At 49.0% G+C, this 18,789-nt stretch carries 14 protein-coding genes; 6 read left to right on the top strand and 8 right to left on the bottom strand.

All coding sequences use genetic code 11. From position 1 onward, the window contains the following. Positions 1-244 precede the first annotated feature (244 nt). On the bottom strand, positions 245-1,939 hold the full coding sequence (locus G512_RS0112885; RefSeq protein WP_162143379.1) for a methyl-accepting chemotaxis protein: 1,695 nt from the start codon (positions 1,937-1,939) through the stop codon (positions 245-247). Between the two features lie 690 nt (positions 1,940-2,629). Between G512_RS0112885 and G512_RS0112875 the strand changes: the two genes are divergently transcribed. From G512_RS0112875 to G512_RS0112855, 5 genes are all read left to right on the top strand, one after another. Next, positions 2,630-3,076, top strand: a complete 447-nt coding sequence (locus G512_RS0112875) for a MarR family winged helix-turn-helix transcriptional regulator (protein ID WP_028482082.1) — start codon at positions 2,630-2,632, stop codon at positions 3,074-3,076. A gap of 58 nt (positions 3,077-3,134) precedes the next feature. Further along, a complete protein-coding gene (gshA, locus tag G512_RS0112870) occupies positions 3,135-4,727 on the top strand; it encodes a glutamate--cysteine ligase (protein ID WP_028482081.1) in 1,593 nt (530 codons plus the stop codon). Between the two features lie 183 nt (positions 4,728-4,910). Then, positions 4,911-6,014 (top strand): UDP-galactopyranose mutase, encoded by a 1,104-nt coding sequence (gene glf, locus G512_RS21050; protein WP_051269313.1) that lies wholly within the window; start codon positions 4,911-4,913, stop codon positions 6,012-6,014. An 18-nt stretch (positions 6,015-6,032) separates the two neighbouring features. After that, positions 6,033-7,856: a glycosyltransferase gene (locus tag G512_RS0112860; protein WP_028482080.1), complete on the top strand. Its 1,824-nt coding sequence runs from the start codon at positions 6,033-6,035 to the stop codon at positions 7,854-7,856. A 36-nt stretch (positions 7,857-7,892) separates the two neighbouring features. Further along, entirely contained in the window at positions 7,893-10,526 is a 2,634-nt protein-coding gene (locus tag G512_RS0112855; RefSeq protein WP_028482079.1) for a polysaccharide pyruvyl transferase family protein, read from the top strand. A 266-nt stretch (positions 10,527-10,792) separates the two neighbouring features. On the opposite strand, the gene G512_RS21045 is transcribed toward G512_RS0112855, so the two are convergent. Genes G512_RS21045 through G512_RS0112835 form a run of 3 tightly spaced genes read right to left on the bottom strand, consistent with a single transcriptional unit; the run spans position 10,793 to position 14,077 of the window. Beyond that, positions 10,793-11,785, bottom strand: a complete 993-nt coding sequence (locus G512_RS21045; RefSeq protein WP_051269311.1) for a glycosyltransferase family 4 protein — start codon at positions 11,783-11,785, stop codon at positions 10,793-10,795. Continuing rightward, positions 11,782-13,365, bottom strand: a complete 1,584-nt coding sequence (locus G512_RS0112840; protein ID WP_081657480.1) for a capsular polysaccharide export protein, LipB/KpsS family — start codon at positions 13,363-13,365, stop codon at positions 11,782-11,784. Before G512_RS0112840 ends, G512_RS21045 begins: the two co-directional genes overlap by 4 nt. Before the next feature lie 16 nt (positions 13,366-13,381). Continuing rightward, positions 13,382-14,077, bottom strand: a complete 696-nt coding sequence (locus tag G512_RS0112835) for an FkbM family methyltransferase (protein WP_162143378.1) — start codon at positions 14,075-14,077, stop codon at positions 13,382-13,384. A gap of 417 nt (positions 14,078-14,494) precedes the next feature. Here G512_RS0112835 and G512_RS22175 point away from each other — a divergent pair, with 417 nt between their 5' ends. Further along, on the top strand, positions 14,495-15,763 hold the full coding sequence (locus G512_RS22175) for a methyl-accepting chemotaxis protein (protein WP_143181470.1): 1,269 nt from the start codon (positions 14,495-14,497) through the stop codon (positions 15,761-15,763). A 23-nt stretch (positions 15,764-15,786) separates the two neighbouring features. Here G512_RS22175 and G512_RS0112825 read toward each other — a convergent pair whose 3' ends face one another. The 4 genes from G512_RS0112825 to G512_RS0112810 all read right to left on the bottom strand — a co-directional run. Further along, positions 15,787-16,830: a succinylglutamate desuccinylase/aspartoacylase family protein gene (locus tag G512_RS0112825; protein ID WP_028482075.1), complete on the bottom strand. Its 1,044-nt coding sequence runs from the start codon at positions 16,828-16,830 to the stop codon at positions 15,787-15,789. 15 nt (positions 16,831-16,845) lie between these two features. Further along, positions 16,846-17,715 carry a 30S ribosomal protein S6--L-glutamate ligase gene (gene rimK, locus G512_RS0112820; protein ID WP_438942977.1) on the bottom strand — a complete coding sequence of 290 codons (870 nt, stop codon included), beginning with the start codon at positions 17,713-17,715 and terminating at the stop codon, positions 16,846-16,848. A 61-nt stretch (positions 17,716-17,776) separates the two neighbouring features. Further along, positions 17,777-18,277, bottom strand: a complete 501-nt coding sequence (locus G512_RS21035) for an ATP-dependent zinc protease family protein (RefSeq protein WP_051269309.1) — start codon at positions 18,275-18,277, stop codon at positions 17,777-17,779. Positions 18,278-18,491: 214 nt separating this feature from the next. Next, positions 18,492-18,789 (bottom strand): IS5/IS1182 family transposase (locus G512_RS0112810; RefSeq protein ID WP_028482073.1); only part of this gene is annotated, 298 nt, incomplete at its 5' end.

Genomic DNA, 18,789 nt, shown 5'->3' with positions numbered 1-18,789 from the left:
TCGGTATTCGAACGTATACACGCGCTTTGACAAGCCCCGATCGGCGTTCAAAACAACTGGGCAGTGTCGAGCATTTGGTGACCTACTGGAAAGGTATGTCACTACAATGGCACTTCCACGACGGATCGATAAAACGTCTTTCGGGTACAGAAAACCCGCGAGTATTAAGTGGTGGGCAAGTGGCTATCTCGTTGATAGGCCTTTTCCCACCGACTGTAATTCCGTCAGGTATAAAGAACCGATCTCAAGCGCTGCGAACAGTGCGCAGAAATCCTGCCACTTGGTCTTTCATGGTTTGCGATTGACCATTTAGCTCCTGAGCGGCTTCCTCGACTGACCGTGCGGCTGATTGTGTTTGTTGCGAGCTACCCTTCAGATCGGTAACACCCTCTGACACATCTCGCGTGCCAGCCGCAGCTTCCGTGATGTTTTGCGTCACTTGTTGTGTGGTGGCTTCCTGTTGTTCCATTGCCGCAGCCACGGACCGCGTGCTGCCGGAGACATCTTCAATGGCCTGGCGCACGTCTATTATGGAGTCTGCAGCATTTCGAGTCTTGTCCTGAACATCATGGATAAGCTTTGCGATGCTGTCCGTTGCTTTTGATGTTTCTGTGGCAAGGGCTTTGACCTCACTGGCTACAACCGCGAAACCTTTTCCTGCCTCTCCAACACGCGCAGACTCGATGGTTGCATTGAGGGCCAGCAAATTGGTTTGTTGAGCGATCTCAGAAATCATAGAAATAACCTCTCCTATCCGATCCGTTGTGGATGAAAGCGAGGTCATTTGTGTTGTCGTGTTTTCGAGCGCCGCTGCGGCCCGGTGGGCAGCGTTTGCAGAACGAGCAACCTGGCCGTTGATTTCTCGTATGGAAGCATTCATTTCTTCCATCGCGGAGGCAACCATTTCGGCATTTTCCGTTGCCCGCAAGGACGTACGATCTACCATGTTGGCACGAGCCAGAGCGTCCTGCGCGATCTGGGTCATCGAACCGGCCGTTACGCTCAGTTGGCTTGAGGATTGGGCGAGCTCTTCAACAATACGGCCCACGGAGTGATTAAAATCGTTGGCGAGCTGGTTGAAGCTCGATTGGCGCTCGGCCTGAGCGCGTGCCTGTTCGTGCTCCTGTTGTGTCTCCACTTCCTTGGTCCGTATAGCATTGGTTTTGAAGACTTCCACGGCGCGCGCCATTTCGCCAATTTCGTTTGCCGCATTTGCGTTTCGTACTGTGACACGCATATTGCCGTCGGCGAGCTGCAGCATTGAATTTGTGAGGTCTTTCAATGGTCTTGAAATTGAGCGCGCTATCAAAAAGCCAAGGATTATGGAAGCGAGCAAAACAATGACGCCTGCCAAGAGAATGATCTGGTCGGTTTGATTTGTTACACGCAACAGTTCTGCGTGTGCTCTTGCCTCACCCTCAGAAGCTTTACCGAGAACTTCATCCATGATCTGGGTTACTTCATCGAAAGCGCTATCCAGTTGCGTTTGGATGTTGGCAATGCGGGATGACTGCTCCGAGTAAGCCAGAAAGCTGGCTATGTACTGATCCATCAACGTGGCCACTTGCGCTTTTTCGGCTTGAGGCAATGCGGCTTCGGCCAGCAACCTGTCAAATTCCTTGTGACGTTGTTTTATTCGCTCAATATATTTGCCGTCACCTCGGATAATGAAGTCCTTTTCGTGGCGCCGCATCATCAGCATTTTTATTGTAAGAGGGTCCAAGTCTGATGCTTCAAGCCTGTCTTCTACATCATGAACAGCTGCTCTCAACGCTCCCCTCAACCCTTTTGTCTCATCTTCGCCCATCCTGCTTATGGCGGCGCTCAGGGTTTTGAAATGTTGTCCATGAGCGGCGACGCCCTGGGTCAGGTCTGTGATTGACTCGCGACTTGATGAAGCGACGTCGAGCACGGCCATCTTTTGGAGTGTTGACTGCACAGCTAGATTCTCTCGACGGTACCACTTGAGCAATTCCAAGTTTTGCGTCAACAGAAACTCTTTTTCCAGCGTGCGCATGTGTGCTGATTGGACTTCAGCATGCAAACTGAGTTCAGCTAGGCGCTCGAATTCTTGTTGGCGCTCCTGTTGTAAGGTTTTTCGTTCGGTGGCTATAAAATAGGTTGCCGAAAGAGTAGCGACGGCGGCAATTGACAGGGCGCTCAGTGCGAAAATCCTGAAACTTATGGATGTCAAGTAGCTTAGAAAAGGACGGATAGCGTTTATATTCATTATCACCCTTGATCAGTTGATGGGGCATCCACCCACGTTGTGACAATGCGTTGTGCAGTCATGAGCAGGCACTTGGAGCGAGCTGGCGGTTTTTGTTTCGTATTGATGAATAGCGCGATGCAGCTTGCGCGATCGTAAATCGAATATAACGATTAACCAAATAAAGATGCGACTAAATGTCCTACTAAGGCGACTATGGATAGCAAAGACGACGGGTTATTCTTTTCTTCATGAGGATTGAGGCGTACTGCGCCCACATGTTGCCACTTAGCCTACATTTCAAAGTGGTTCGCAATGATCGCAGCCTTGTGAACAAACGCAGTGTGCAAATGGTTGACATTGGCAACCGAATGTTCGACTAGACGTTTTAACTCTCGCATTTGCACGCGGCGGAACCACATGGCACAGCAAGATCGTTGGTCTTCATCTACAGTTTATGATCATCTATTGGTGCTTGCATGGCATTTCAGTACCTTGGGTACGGACCAGCCGGAGCTGCCAAGCCTCTCGTTTGCTGAGTTCTTGACGTTGCGCGGCATACAGCGAGCGCCTGAATGCCCTGTGCGTGCGGTTTGCGCAACATTGGGTGTAACAAAAAGTGGAGCGTCGCGTATCGTGAAGCGCCTTGAGAAAAAGGGATACGTAACCACGGCAACCGATGCAGTAGATGGCCGTGTGAAGCGGTTGGCGTTGACCTCGCTTGGAACGCACAGCATTGACACAATATCAGCCTATCAAAGCGATAAACTTGAGCGTTTGCTAGTTGAATTACCGGATGACGCAGCTTGTGAATTCGACAATAACTTGCGGATGATCGTCGATAACCTGCATAGACAACAGAGTTGAAAGCCCATAGGCAATCATCAAGACGCGCGGCACATACGGACATCACGAGAAGCACCAGATGACGACACTTGCACAAAATAAATGGCTTGGACTTTGCTGCGAGGCAGTACGTAACAACCTCAAGAAGATCCGTGTGGGCTTTGAGAAGGAATCTTTGCGTGTCAATCGAGATGGCCACATTGCGCAAACATCCCATCCGGCAGGTGCAGGAAAAGCGCTGACCAACAAGTACATTACGACCGATTTTTCTGAGGCGCAGTTGGAGTTCATTACCCCTGCAGTGCAGGATATGGGTGATGGCATCGAGTTTTTGAAAGACATTCATCGATTTACTGCCCGCGCCATGGGAAAGGACGAGTTCTTTTGGAACGCCAGCATGCCTCCCATGCTCCTGAGCGATGACGACATACCGATCGCCACATATGGTACGTGCAATGCAGCGCGCATTAAGACACTGTATCGCAAGGGATTAGCCAATCGTTATGGCAAGCGTATGCAGGCGATCTCTGGTATTCACTACAACTTCTCGCTTCCCGACGAGCTTTGGGAGTGCATGCATGCTCGGTTAGGAGAAGGACGCAGCCTGCAAGACTTTCGCAGCGATGGGTACTTGGCGTTGATCCGCAACCTTCAGCGCCACGGATGGCTCCTGCTATATTTGTTCGGCGCCTCACCTGCCATTGATCGCAGCTATCTTGAGCACGCTCCAGACAATCTCGAAGCGTGGGGGGCTGATACGCTTTACGGGCCTCATGCTACCTCTTTGCGCATGAGCGGGATTGGCTACACCAGTGTTGTTCAGGGCAAGTTGGACATTCGGTTCAACAACATGACGGACTATTTGGATGGGCTGCGCGCGGCGCTCGATACCTCCGAAAGCCTTTACGAGGCCATTGGTGTGGTTGATGGCGACAGCTACAAGCAGATGAACACTCGCCAGCTCCAGCTTGAAAATGAACTATATGGATCCGTGCGCCCAAAGCGGAATGCTTATGATAACGAAAGGCCCATCACCGCTCTTTGCCGGCGCGGGGTTGAGTACATTGAGCTGCGGTCCATTGACATTAATCCTTTCCTGCCCGTGGGCATTGATGTGGAGCAGGCAAATTTCCTCAATCTCTTCCTGACGTTCATGGCCTTTGCTGACAGTCCGCAGGTCAGCGCGCAAGAGCGTGATGTTCTGGCGGAGCGCACGCGCGTCGTTGCTGAGATGGGGCGGAAGCCCGGACTGCAATTGCCCGGGTTTGACCAGCCCACCACCATACCAGCGGTGGCAGCAGAATTGTTACCAGGTTTGCGGGATCTCGCTGGCCTGTTTGATGAGGTCTATGGCGGCACGGCGTTTGCCGATGCTGTGGCGGCGCAGATGGCCAAGATTACCAACCCGGCGTTGACCCCGTCAGCCAAGGTGGTTGCCGAGATGAAGTCTTATGGCTCCTATCAAGCTCTTATTGCTGCGCTGGCCGAAGCCCAGACGACCCATTTCCGCGCTGAGCCCATGGATGAAGCCAGCGCTAAGCAACTTGAAGAACAGGCAGAGAAATCGTTTAAGCAATGGCAGAAGCTGGAAGCAGAAAACATCACGCCGTTTGATCAATACCTCAACGCACAGGCTGCCTACTTCTGCCCTCCCGGTTGCGGAAGGTATTGATGTAATTACGTAAAGAAATTGTTAGAAGAAGATCTTCTCGGATGGGTTTTTGAGTTGCCATAGTTCTGTCTTGGAAAATTCATATTTTACATAAATTCGGTTAATTACTTGGGGGAAAGGCGTTGTGCCTATGTACACTGCGTGCAAATCAGGTCAGCATCGCCCCCAAAATGGAGGTGGTTAATGAAACGGATCTGCGCTGTAGGGGCGGGATTTAGCGGCGCTGTTATCGCTCGGGAACTGGCAGAGCGCGGCGTGCCGGTTCTTGTTGTCGATGAGCGGTCTCATATTGCTGGAAATTGCCATACGGAGCGGGATGCGGATACGGGAATTATGGTCCATAGGTATGGACCTCATATCTTCCACACTGCTGACGAACGCGTTTGGTCGTATGTCAATCGCTTCACCGAGATGATGCCTTATACTAACCGGGTGAAGGCGACTGTTGGTGGGAAGGTTTATTCTCTTCCGATCAACCTGCATACAATAAACCAGTTTTTCGGAAAGTCCATGAGCCCGAGTGAGGCTCAGGCTTTCATCGAAGCTCAAGCAAGAACTGATATTCAGGATCCGCAAAGCTTTGAAGAACAGGGCTTGAGGTTTGTTGGCGATGCGCTCTATAAAGCGTTTTTTGATGGCTATACGCGCAAGCAGTGGGGCGTAGAACCAAGTAAGCTTCCCGCATCCATTCTGAAGCGCCTTCCCTTACGTTTCAATTATGACGATAATTACTTCAACCATCCCTATCAAGGCATGCCGCGTGACGGATACACTGCAATCGTCGGTAAGATACTTGATCACGAGAAGATCGAAGTGCGACTGAGCTGCGCCTTTGAGGATTTGGATGAGGAGTTTGAGCATGTCTTCTATTCCGGGCCCTTGGACCGGTATTTCAAATACGACTTGGGGCGGTTGAGATATCGAACGCTGGACTTTGAGGAAATTCGAGCGTCCGGTGACTTCCAGGGCACCGCTGTAATGAACTACCCGGATCCGGGCGTTCCCTTTACACGGATATCAGAGCACAAACATTTCGCCCCTTGGGAAGCGCAAAGTTTTGAAAAAACAATCGCATTCCGGGAATACTCTAGAGCGTGCGAGCCGGGAGATACTCCCTATTATCCCATCCGTCTACTCGACGATAAGGTGTTGTTAGAAGCTTATGAAGATCGAGCTGCTCAGGAGAAAGGCGTTACATTCGTAGGCCGTCTCGGCACCTATCAATACCTTGATATGGACGTCACAATCGGCAGAGCGCTGGATGTCATGGAATCCTTTTTAAGTTAACAGAATAGATTTAATGTTATGAATACTTTTTCAAAAATAGTGTCTCCAGTAGAAGAGTTTGACGATACCAATACCCGCACTTTGGTTCAAAGATTACTTTATCCAGATAGCTCAATTAACTCCGAAATAGATCTTTATTATCATTCTCCTATCAGTTCAGGGGTTGATTTAGAAAAGAAATGCTACTTTGTCTCTGCCGGAGACATGCTGGGATTTGACAGTTATTTTAATGCGTTCCCTTTGTATGCCTATGACTTAGATGAGCGTCACTCAATCTCGCTACGAATTCGCGGGCGCGGAAGAGGAACCCTTATCGCTTATAAAGCTTATGTAGATAAAAGTTGGGAGCTTATTCAAAGAACCAAGTTCTCATTGGAAGATAAGCAAGATGAAACTATAAAATTAGATACAACTAAGCATGACCGCAGCCTGATATACATTTCATTGACCGCTGAAACTGATTTAACGATATATGAGGCCGACTATTTTATTACTGGACCGCAACGCAACAAGGCATCAATTTCAGCAGTTATCACGACATTCAAAAGAGACGAAGCAGTTCAATCAACTTCACGCCGCCTTCAAGACTATTTAATCCAAAATAAAGACCTTGAAGCCGACTTCAAGCTCTTAGTGGTCGATAATGGAGGCGACACAGACTCCATTCCTTTTTCGAGCGGTAAAGTCATAAAAAACAAGAACTATGGCGGAGCGGGTGGATTTATGCGAGGGCTGCTCGAAGTGGCAGAAAATAAACTGTCATCTCATGTTCTTTTTATGGATGATGACGCGGTTTTTCATCCCGAAAACATCCGTCGTACACTTTCGGTGTTGCGCTACTCCCAAGTGAGTAATCTTGCCGTTGCCGGCGCGATGATAACCGATCATAGAAAGTGGATGATGTGGGAAAACGGGGCGACGTTCAATCGTCGTTGCCAGCCCATGCATTGCGGTAAGGATCTTCGTGACTTCAGGCAAGTCTTAAGCACTGCTCTTGATAATCCACCCAACATAGAAAACAAATACGGTGGATGGTGGTACTTCTGTTTCCCTATTAATTGCGTTGAGAACTGGACATTTCCATTCTTTGTTCGAGGTGATGACAGTTATTTCTCACTCGCTAACAACTTTGAAATTATTGGTATAACTGGTGTAGTCTCCCATCAAGAATGCTTCTCGGTTAAACAGACACCCCTAACTGTTTACTTAGACATGCGCTACCACCTTTTGCATCACTTAATATTTCATCGTTTGAATGGAAGAAATATTAAAAATGTTTATATGATGTGGCGTTACTTCAATAGATTTAATGCGTCCTACCACTATGAAACAGCCGAGGCAATTAATATAGCCATAGAGGATGTACTGTCAGGGGGCAAATTCTGGGAACGCAACTTAGATATGGCCGATAAGCGTAGGCAAATTGGGACTATAACGAAGAATGAAAAGGTTAAATTGAACTTTTCGTGGGATCCTAATGACACTGTTCCTCATGGTGTTCGAAATTATGAGACGACCTTTTGGGTTTTAATTCGGCTTCTGACGCTTAACGGACATATACTTCCTAAGGTGGTATATCACAAGAAGGGTAGGAGAATGCCCTTAGACTTTCGGGCAAATGTTCGAGAAACGTTTCTGAGACCTTATGTGGTAACCGTGGATGTCCAAACCCAATCAGGCTATCGCGTTGATAGGTCTGTGAAAAAATACACGAGAAACCTTCTGAAATTCTTGAGTCTTGCGATGCGACTTCTTACGCGTGGCAAAAAAATCCAGAATGAATATCACGAGTTTGCAAAGAAAACATCAGAACGCCAGTTCTGGGCCAGTATCTTGAAATAGAACCCATCTCTTAAATTCGGCCGACAGGAAGTGAATATGACAAGCGAGCAAAAAGAAACATTTGATGTAGGCATTGTGGGTGTAGGTGTAGGCGCTAATTATGGATCTGTTTTAACCTACTATGGTTTGTACAGAACGCTGGAGGAATTCGGGAAAAAGCCGTTAATGATTTCAAAAATAGGAGCGAGCGCTACCGATCCGGAAATCCAGGATACTCACGCAATGCGTTTCGCTAAAGAGCATTACAACCTTAGCGGAATATATAATCAATCAAACTTGTCACAGCTTAACGAAATTGTAGACGCTTTTGTTGTTGGATCTGATCAGGTCTGGAATTATGGTATATCTCAAAACTTCGGCAAAGCTTTCTATCTAGACTTTGCCGGAGATGACAAGCGTAAAATCTCTTATGCATCTTCCTTCGGCCATGCGAAAGACTTTGCTCCTGAAGAAGAAGTGCCCAATATTTCCGCTCTTATGAAACGCTTTAACGCTATTTCTGTACGAGAGGATACTGGTGTCGCCTTAGCTCATAAGGTCTATAATGTTCCAGCAACACAGGTCGCCGAGCCAATTTTTCTGACGTCTAATGAGAGGTATTTTGAGCTTGCGGCGAGGTCACAGCGAGACGTTTCAGAAAAATACTTACTTGCTTATGTTCTAGATCCTACTCCCGAGAAACGGGCTGCAATCCTACATATAGCCCAGAAACTCGATCTAAAAATTCGAGTTATTCTTGACGGTTTTCCGCACTTGTTTGACGAGAATTATCGAAAGATGGGGCTAGAAGGGGCCGTCGAAAGAGACATCGAAACTTATGATTTTCTAAAGCTGTACGCCAATTGTTCCTATGTATTTACTGACTCGTTCCACGGTACCGCGTTTGCTCTAAAGTTCGAAAAGCCATTCACTACAATCGGCAATAAGCGCCGCGGGATCGCTCGCTTTGACTCCATTTTCCGCTTAATTGGAAGAAATGATCGTTTCGCTTTCAATCCAGAAGATGTGATGAAAGATGAAACACGCTTCCTGTCGCCAATGGACTTTAAAGACATAACTAAAAGGCTGAATGATCATGTTACCATGTCAAAAGCCTGGCTAAAGGACGCAATTAATAAACCCGTTGAGGATACAATTCAGGCGGTCGAGAGTAGCAGTTCAAATACCCAGCGAATTACGGATCTAGTTGGTAAAACTGTAAAAGCTGTAACGAGACAGATTTCCAAGGTAAGTTACAGTTTGAATCAGCCTGATTTTTTATCAAACAATAGCGCTTGGCGTATTGATAAACTGGAACATTCAACGCGATTGACTGTAATAGGTGTAGATGCAGCAATAAGAGGCAATCATGTGTGGTGTGACCTGCCATCGTCCCTTCGTGACAACGGCGCTTATGAACTGACGATCGACTGGAAAATCAGAACGGCCTCTGACAAGATTAATATTCATCTCCGTCATCCCGAAAGTGGCACTTTCCGGGTTATTGGTTCTATCGTCGTGGATGAGAAAACTGATGTCTACCGCAAAGACACAGTCAAATTTAAGGTTCCGGGAGAAGGCTACTCCCAAATCATGCTTGGTGCAGTCCACTTCCCTGGAGTGAACTCCGGGGTTGATGTTATGTCTATTAGTCTAAAGCCCATAAATCCCGATGATGTTGTACAAAGCACACTTGGCAATGCTTCAGGAAGAGCCACCAAAAGTCCAATTGAAGTTGCAAAAGGCTTCTCGGCTGTCGACAATGCTCGTTTTGTGGGGGCCTATGCGCAGCACAGAGTTTCTCGAAACACAGGAAATGCCCGATCTCTGATGATGTTTTATGCGCATGGCTTTGAGAAGGGCTTAAGCCGATCTCAAGACTTTCGGCCAGGTTTTGGTAAAGAAAGCATGGAAAAACTGGCTGAAGAGATGAATAAGTGGGTAAAGAAAGGCGGCAGTACTCAAGACCCATTTTTTCAAATAGCGGCATCAGTTCTCAAGGCGTATTTTCAACGGCATACGACAATCGGAGTAGATGTCTCTAATTTTTTGGCTTTATTTGACCCGGTTGTTCAAAAGGCAATAGATAACGCTGAAATTGGAAACGGCGGTGCTATTGAAGCCAGTAAAGTTCGAGAAGATGTCGTAATTGATACTACGGAACGAAACTTTCTTGATGTAGTTTTTGGTCGTAGAAGTATTCGTGAATTTACTAATGAAGAGGTTCATGAAGAAGACATCTCGAAGGCTGTAAAAATCGCATCTCAAGCTCCATCGGTATGTAACCGGCAACCTGCTCGAGTTCATATGTTCGATAGCCCAAGCGCAATTCGCGCGGTGCTTGACCTTCAGGGTGGCTTCAGAGGTTACAAAATGCCCCAGAAACTATTGTTGGTAACTAGTGATCTGACTGCATTTGTGGGAGCAGTAGAACGAAATCAGGCATTTATAGATGGGGGGCTATTTATGATGGGTCTCTTACTTGGGTTGGAACAAGTAGGCCTAGGTGCCTGTAGCCTTAACACAGCGATGAGTACTGAACGAGAGGCGGCGGTTCGTAAAATCCTCAAACTACCAGAAAGCGAAGTCTTTATTTCATTCATCGCAGTGGGGCACTACGAACCCAACATGCTTGTTGCAAGATCCAAGCGTCTTCCCGTGGAAGAGGTTCTTATTAAACATCATAGCTGATAATGGTTCTGGCTGGATTTATCGAAATTCAGTCAGAATTCTTGATGGGTATTGTCTCAAAGTGCCAAACGCAGTGTGAAACTCTTGTGCACTTTTGGTTCTCAGGCTACAGCTCCGGTTTACTGTTCGGAAGCTCAAAGATTGGTTTCACGCTTATGTAGCGTTTGTGACCTGATCCCCATATCATCTTTCAGTTTACGATTGGGTCTTGATCGGTTTTGGAGTGCGGTATGAATGGTTCGCGTGCTGCAGCAAACAGATCTTCATTAGACGTTTAGCCGCAGCATTTCTTGGTTTTTCTTCTTCTGTAGTGTAAGCGCTGTGGATTTCAGCCGGCCTTTTAATACTTGGTCGTAAACTTCAACATGTTTTGAGATGACGGTAGACCAAGGAATGGCAACGTCGCTTTCGTGAGCGCCCATCATTAACCGGTCATACATTGTGTCGTTGTTGTCTTTTAAACTTAGTATGGTGGTCTGAACCTGAGTGAAATCCTTAGATAAGAAAAGACCGGACACGCCCTCTTCAATGAGGTCAGGAGCAAAGCCAACCGGGGTTGTTAGCACGGGTGTACCTGTAGCCAACGCTTCTGGGATGTTTGCGGGGCCACCTTCGAAAGAGCTTAGCACCAGCAAGAAATCTATTGCCTTGTAGATTTCGGGATAGAGACGGTAAGGCAGAATCTCGAAACACCGACAGGCAAATCCGTAATCTTCGAGCATGCGTGCATCTTTACTTCGCCCTTCTCCAACGAGATAGAATTCCGCCACATCTCTTGGAAGTGATTGTACTACTTCCTCAAGCAAGACCTCTCCCTTTACCCGTCGGCCATACCGCCGAGAAAGGATGCCGAGCTTTACCGGCGTTCCTGGAATGTGGGTTCTTGGTCCCTTTTTCTGGAAAAGACCTGGATCGAAACCATGGGGAATGACGGATGTATTGTGAATGCCTCTAGCCGCTAAAAACTGGGCCTGTCCGGTGTTCAGGCAGATGACACGCTTGGCTTGTCGGTACCGTGGCTCAAAAAGCTCAAAGGCTACGGAAGGGTCGGTGTCTTCAAGATCATGGTGAACAGTAACGACACTGGGGGATACCAGTTCCTTTTCTAGTTGGGGACGATGATAGTGGTATACATCGGCATTCGGCAGAGGTTCTTCGGAAATGGCTAGAGACAAACGGTTGTCCTGTGCAAAACGACGAAATATATCCGAGAAAATCTTGCTTCCGAGATCCCGGCTCATCACGAAGTTTACTTTCATGTATTGAACTCCATGAACTCAGGCGAGATGTTGACTTCGCTCAGTTTAGATTTTGCGTGTGGAGCTGACGCGTAGTCCCGGAAGATTTGAGCGACTTTGGCGGTGCCCTTTGAACTTGCGGGAACCAGATGATCGAACAGCATGAAAGAAAGATAGGCCTGAAGCGCCTCATAGTTTTCAAGGGACAGTGTTGAGCCGACAGGACCAGCTTGAATGAACTCCTTTAATTCTTCCGGCGTCTTCAAATTGGTCGTGAAACCCGCTCGGTCATAAAAGGCCCCGCCTACGGTAATCGGTTTGAAGCCTTCAAGAGCGGCTTCAATTGCACCTTGTGAGCACAAGGTGATAACAAAATCGGCTTTGCGGAACAGCTGCTGTAGATTCACGTCTACAACGATAGTAGTGCGTTCCCTGTCTACCTTCTTTAACTTGTCAGTCCAGGTGGTGAGATAGTTGTATGTCTTGTTTCCTTCTTCAGGAAATTTAACAGCCTCCCACGGGTGCGCCTTAAAAGTGATGAAGGCTTCAGGATCCCTTAAAAGAATTTCGATGATCTTTTTGTAAGCTGGGAGTGAAGTGAGGATTGTCCCGCAACCGGAGATCAGAGAATAATCGTTAATCACTTGTCCTAGAACCAGATAGTGCTTTTGAAAGCTGGACGGTGGCTGAGTCTTTTCTGGTGGTTGTTGAACATTTTTGTTTTTTGCAGTTCGGAATGCATTGTGGACATCGATCGCACGTTGGCGGCTTAGATCCGCTGGGATTGAGCCGATTTCCGACTGACTGTTTCCCCAAAGCCATTTGCTGGATGAGTTGTTTGGTATCGGCGTATAGCGATGTTCGAGGTAAAAATGATGCCCGGTCATGAATGTCTCTGCCACAAAGCACCTTGTGGGTGTATGGCGAAGGATATGCATTAGTGTCTTGCAATATATCCGCGATCCGGAAAACAAAACAGCATGGCTGTGCTTGCCGATGGCCGGCAGTTCACTCCAGTATTCGAACCAATACAGCGCTGCTGCATAGCAGCAGAGCAGTGTTTCGCGATCGAGATCCCATGCTATTCTAAATATAGTATCTTCGTCTTTGACTACGTTGTGTTCTTGCCAGTGCGCTTTATGAATTGTTGCGCAGAGTAGTTCATCTTTGACAATTCTGAACAACTCTGTATCGCGAACGGTCATATGGCGTAAAGATTCCGGCTCCAATTGACTTAGCTGCTGGAAGTGGGTGGCAATAAGTTCGTCCTTTGGGCAGTAAACACCATTGGCTTTCATGAGATCAAAAGTGGGTGTGCCGCGTTGGATGCCCAGTGATACCTTGGCATTGGCAACTTTTAGAAATTCATGCAAAGCGCCGAAATTCATTTGATTCAAGTGAAAGTTTTCGCTTAACAAAACTCTCGGTTTTCGGGTGTCCTTGCCTGTGTTTGTTTTACCAGATCCATGCGGAGCGGCGGCAGAGATGTTATGGAATAGTTGATTAAACTTATGCTCTAGCTGGTTGGCCTTCAGGCGCGTTTGACGAAGCTCCAACACGCTGCGAAAGTAGCCATTCGCTCGACTTATTAGCGATCTCATTTAATGGCTCCCCGACCTAGATATTTACGTTTCGGCCCGCCAATTCGTTCAAAAGCGAGAGTTCTTTGAAATAAAGCGCGATCCTCCCCCGGTAGGCTCGGGTAAAGGCCAATTCTCTTCTCAAAAAGAAGACGTTGTATTGACCCGGTGTTTCTACATCCCTCGTCACGGGAATGAAGCCGCAGGCCTCAAGCAAATCGTAGATTTCGAAGGCGGTCTTCTGTCCGGACCAAATTTCGTAGTCTTCAAGTTCCGCATATATTGCGATCGTGTTTTTCAGCGTCTCTTGGGCACCCTCTAAAACTTCGAATAGATGTCCTTCTGCGTCGACTCTGAGAACCGTACTACGCTTGAGATCTGGCTGCGTATGGGCGTCCAATGTGGTGCAGGATACTTTTACTTCTGAGTAGTTCTCTCCTGGCTTTTGCATCAAGGAATTGTTGGCAAACAGTTCGTCCTCATTCGAAAGTTGTTTAAAAAAAGAAACTGAACCTGACCTATTGGATATGGCGGTATGTAGGTATTGAAAGTTGTTGAGTGGCTCGGCTTTTTCCAACTCGGCCCGGAAATGCTCAAATACATTGGGGTCGGCTTCGAATGCCACGGTGTGGCAATGCTCCAGACGTTGAGCAATTTTAAGCGAGGTGCCCGCCTCATGGGCCCCAACTTCAATAAACAGTTCAGGCCTTGCAACTCTGAGTATCAGGTCCATGAACATGCGCTCATGGCAAACGACAGATTTGGCTTTGTAGTGCATGTCTCGAGTGTTGTAGAGAAGATTGCACAATAGAAACTGATTTGTGTATTCAAATGTTTGCCACATAACGCCCAAAGCCTGCTTCAGATTCTCGTGTGTTTTTCGAGAGTATGGGCTCCTTGGGCGCTGCCGAACAAACCTCGAAAAATGCCACCGGCAATCTCAATGAGGTCATATTTTGCGGATCATACGCAGGGGGATAGTTTCGGCGAGATTGGTTTAGGGAGTTGCAATCCCGGCGGGTCCTGCTTGCAGCAACTCATTCGCTTGAAATGGTGTTTCGATTAATCAGTGAAGATTGTCCAATGGTTTCGGAAATGGACGGACTATTCGTCCTTGTGGCTTTATGTGTTTAATTTTTGTTAATCTTTTTTGTTCTACTTCGATTTAAAATATATGTGCTGTGCAAGTGGTGATCCTGTGGCAAACAATGCTCTTAAATTTAATCTAATAACCTTAGTAGTTCTATCTATAGTCTTGGTTTTGGACTATTCGGTTGTATCTGATGAAGGAAAATACTGGGGCCTTGGCTTTGAAGAATTTTCAATTGGTCTGGCTCTTATTGTGATACTGCAAAGTATCACGAACTTAACTGCAGCCATGCGGTTTAAATCGTGGCTGGAGGACCTTTGCGCCTCGCTAATTCGGGGAGATGCACTCAAAGGTAGCAATATAGCGAGCAGTTCTCAGTGGGCGGCCCAGTCGGGCGCGTTGATCAAGTCCATTGAAAATTGGGGTGGAGCAATCCGAGCTGAAATCGAGCTTGAGGGGAATAACGGCGCACACGCAAATGCGACGGCGCAGCGTGACGAGATCCTGCAGAACTTCAGCAACCGAATTGATAGTCGACACCAATACCTTCATTCAGCCACTCATCGGATGCTGGACTGGGCAGAGGCGCTCAAGGCACGCATGGGTCAAGTTGTTGAATTGGCAACGCAAACGCAGACCGATGTGCAACAGGCAGATCAAGCGGTACAATCGGTGGCAACAGCTGCCGAAGAATTATCGATGTCGATTTCCGAGATTGAGCGTCAGGTTGACCTGAGCATCAAGGCGGTGACGACAAGCCGTGAAGCGCTGGATTTGTCCCGCAAGCAGGGTGAGAAGTTGAATGAACTGGCCACGGACGTGGCCGAATACTGTAACGATATTGCTGCAGTGTCGAACCAGACCAAGCTCCTTGCGCTGAACGCCTCCATTGAGGCGGCCCGCGCGGGAAGTGCAGGAGCCGGATTTTCTGTTGTAGCAGAAGAAGTTAAGAGGTTGGCGGAGCATACTGAGAAGATCGTTGAGGATCTGAATGCTCACTTGGGACAGGCGGGGGATGCCACGTCGTTGAATTTGCAGGCGTTGGATACGATCACAAGTGCAGTGGATGATGTGATGTCGTACTCCTCGGCCATTAGCAGCTCCTTGTCTCAACAGACTGCAGCGGCTCAAGAAATCAACCATACCTGTCAGATGATGGTGGCACGGGCGGAAACCGCCAGCCGTGAGGTTGAAGAAAGCGTGGTGCGGGATATCCAGACCCGGGACGACACCGAGGTGCTGCTGGACAACCTGCGAGACCTGTCGGGCACCCTTGATGAGGTAACGCACGAAACGCGCGTTTTTTTGAAAGAAATCGAGACGTTTTGAACGCAAGCCCATGAGATCCGGGTCTACCGGATCTCATCTTCGGAAATTGGTATCTCATTATCCCATTGCGAGACGAACGTATCGTAGGTCGATGCCGCTTTGCGCAGTTGGGTTGTCTCGGCGATGTGAAACAGAGCATCCCCTTCATAGACGAGAGGCAGATTGGTCCGTCCGATGATTAAGCCGGTGGTGTTGGCGCGGATGGGGCGCTCGACCTCACCCAGCGGATCGGAAATAACTCCAAGAGTTGTCCCCTCCTCCACCAAATCACCTAGAGTCTTGAATGTACGCAGCAGACCGGCGGACGGCGCGCGATTCCAACGGCTGCTTTCGCAGACCAGCGGTGTGCGCCGAGCACCGGTAATCGTGTTGGCAGGGAGCATATTCAGATGGGTAAGAACTCGCAGGGAGCCATGAGTGCCGGCGCGAATGCACATTTCATCAAACCGCAGGCTCTCTCCAGCTTCATAGAGCAAGAGCGCCACGCCCGCCTGTTCCGCATGATAGCGCAGCGAGTTCTCACGCTGGCGGGAGGTGATGGTGACCGGCGCCCCGAAAATCTGCGCCAGATGCAGCGAGCGCTCATTCCCCTCGGAGATGCGTATTTGCGGCAGGTTGGCCCTGGGCACCGCAGCTGAATGCAGGTCGATGCCGTAGTCAGATTTGAGAACCACTTCGTTGAAAAAGACATAGGCCAACCGGCTGGCCAGAGAACCGGTTTCAGAGCCGGGGAAACTGCGGTTCAAATCTCGTCGGTCCGGCAAATAGCGGCTTTGGTTGACAAAGCCGTAGCCATTGACGATGGGAGCAACCAACAAGGTGCCTCGCAGTCGAGCGAGACTGCGGTGCCGCAACAGGCGTCGCGCGATTTCCACGCCCACGATCTCATCGCCATGAATGGCCGCACTGACAAACAAGGTCGGACCGTCGAAGCGCCCATGCACAACATGAACAGACATGGTTAGCGGCGTGTGATCTGCCAGAGTACCAATTGGCAGGTCGATGGTACGACGGGTCCCCGCAGCAACCGCATGACCACCAATGAGAAAAGGGTCCCGCTTGGTCAAGGGTGTTCTCCGAGCTTAAGTTGTTGACCCGTCTTTGATCAGGAAGTCGATGATCTGGCCCGCCACATCAAGACCGGTGGCTTTTTCCACGCCCTCAAGACCCGGTGATGAGTTGACCTCCATGACGACGGGACCGTCGTTTGAGCGCAGCATGTCCACACCGCACACGTTGAGGCCGAGGGTTGTTGCAGCCTTTTCTGCCGTGGCGCGCTCACTGTCATCGATTTCGATTTCTACCGACCGGCCGCCGCGATGGAGATTTGAACGAAACTCGCCCGGCGCGCCCGTGCGTTGCATGGTAGCGACGACCTTGCCATCAATCACGATGGCGCGAATATCCGAGCCTTCTGCTTCCTTGATGTATTGCTGAACCAGAATGTTGACCTTGGCCCCGCGAAACGCTTCGATAACGGATTTTGCTGATCGGTTGGAGTCGGCCAGAACAACACCGATCCCTTGGGTGCCCTCAAGCAGTTTGATGACCAGGGGCGCACCGCCCACCAACCGCAATACTTCCTCGGTCTTTTTGGGGTCGTGAGTAAACGCGGTATCCGGCAATCCGATCCCGGCTCGCGCCAGCAACTGCATGGACCTCAGCTTGTCCCGTGAGCGCTCAATTGCCTCGGACTTGTTGAGGGAACGCACCCCCATCATCTCGAATTGTCTCAGAACCGCCAGACCGTAGAAGGTAATGGATGCGCCAATACGCGGAATGACTGCATCATAGCCGTTGATCTTGTTGCCGCGATAATAGATTTCGGGGCGCCGAGCGGCGATGTTCATGGTGCACTGAAGCGTGTTCAATATGTCCAGTGTCAGCCCCCGGTCCTCTGCGGCCTTCTTGAGCCTTTGGTGAGAGTAGAGGTCGGCATTTCGAGCTAACATTGCAATTTTCATAGGCTTGTCTTTCGATAAAACCAGTTTTTGAACACACAAATTGGCGCAATTAGAATGACGTGGTCGGCGCCTTGCTGGCCGGGTTGCCGTTTAATTGTGGCTGCCCAGCCAGAAATGAACGGGCGGGATTGATCACCACACGCCGCCCTTTGAGGGATGTTCGGCCAAGAATAATGTCGAAACCCATGTTTGTTCGGTCGGCCAGAGATATTTCAATGTGCCAGTGGTGCCAGCCTAACACGAGCCCGGAGCGTATGATAACCCGCTCCTCCGGAATCCCGCTTGTATTCTTGATGAGGCGTTGATCGAGCACTTCCGCTTCCACCACAAGATCTCGGTGATGGCTGCTGGAACGGGGGATGATAAAGCGAACCCAGCGTGCGTTGTCTTTCTCAAAAAACGCTTCAATGCGGCTGTTGAGAGCTGATGTTCGCGCCCCGGTATCCACCTTGGCCTTGATAACCGGTATGCCAAGATCCGGCAGGGCGACGTATTCACGCCACCCAATAACATCCGGCTTGGTAGGGCCAGACCGAGAACCAGTTTTCATAGAGGCGTCCTGCTTTCAAGAAACGTCCCGTTGCTATGTTGTGACACGCCAGAGGACGGAGAAATGGCAAATGTTTGCGGCCAGTATCGATCGCTAGATGCTGCCGAACAGAGCAAAACAAAATACGGATGAGTGCGTATGCCACAGATCTTTATACCGTTCATTTGAACTTCTGTATGGATTACACGTTTTGCAGGCAATGCATTCAAGAAACCTAGGCTCTGTTGACAAAGTTTCGTAGCCAGAGACGTGCAGCCGCGAGATTGAGGAAAGCTTCGAAGGACGCTTTGGTTTTATCGTATCGTGTAGCGATCCTGCGGAACTGTTTGACCTTGTTGAACATGCGCTCGATCCGGTTCCTGTCCTTGTAGGCCCGGAAGTCGCAAGGTATCGGTTCCCTGCGGTTTGACTTTGGCGGAATGACAGGGCTGATGCCAGCCAGCAGCAGGCTTTGGCGCACTGCATCGCCATCGTATCCCTTGTCAGCCAGGAACAGCCGAGGTTTGCGGAAA

Source organism: Pseudovibrio exalbescens DSM 16456 (genome assembly GCF_000422785.1).
Taxonomy (GTDB): domain Bacteria; phylum Pseudomonadota; class Alphaproteobacteria; order Rhizobiales; family Stappiaceae; genus Pseudovibrio; species Pseudovibrio exalbescens.
Note: the sequence above shows the minus strand (reverse complement) of the source record. Positions and strands in the feature narration are given on the sequence as shown.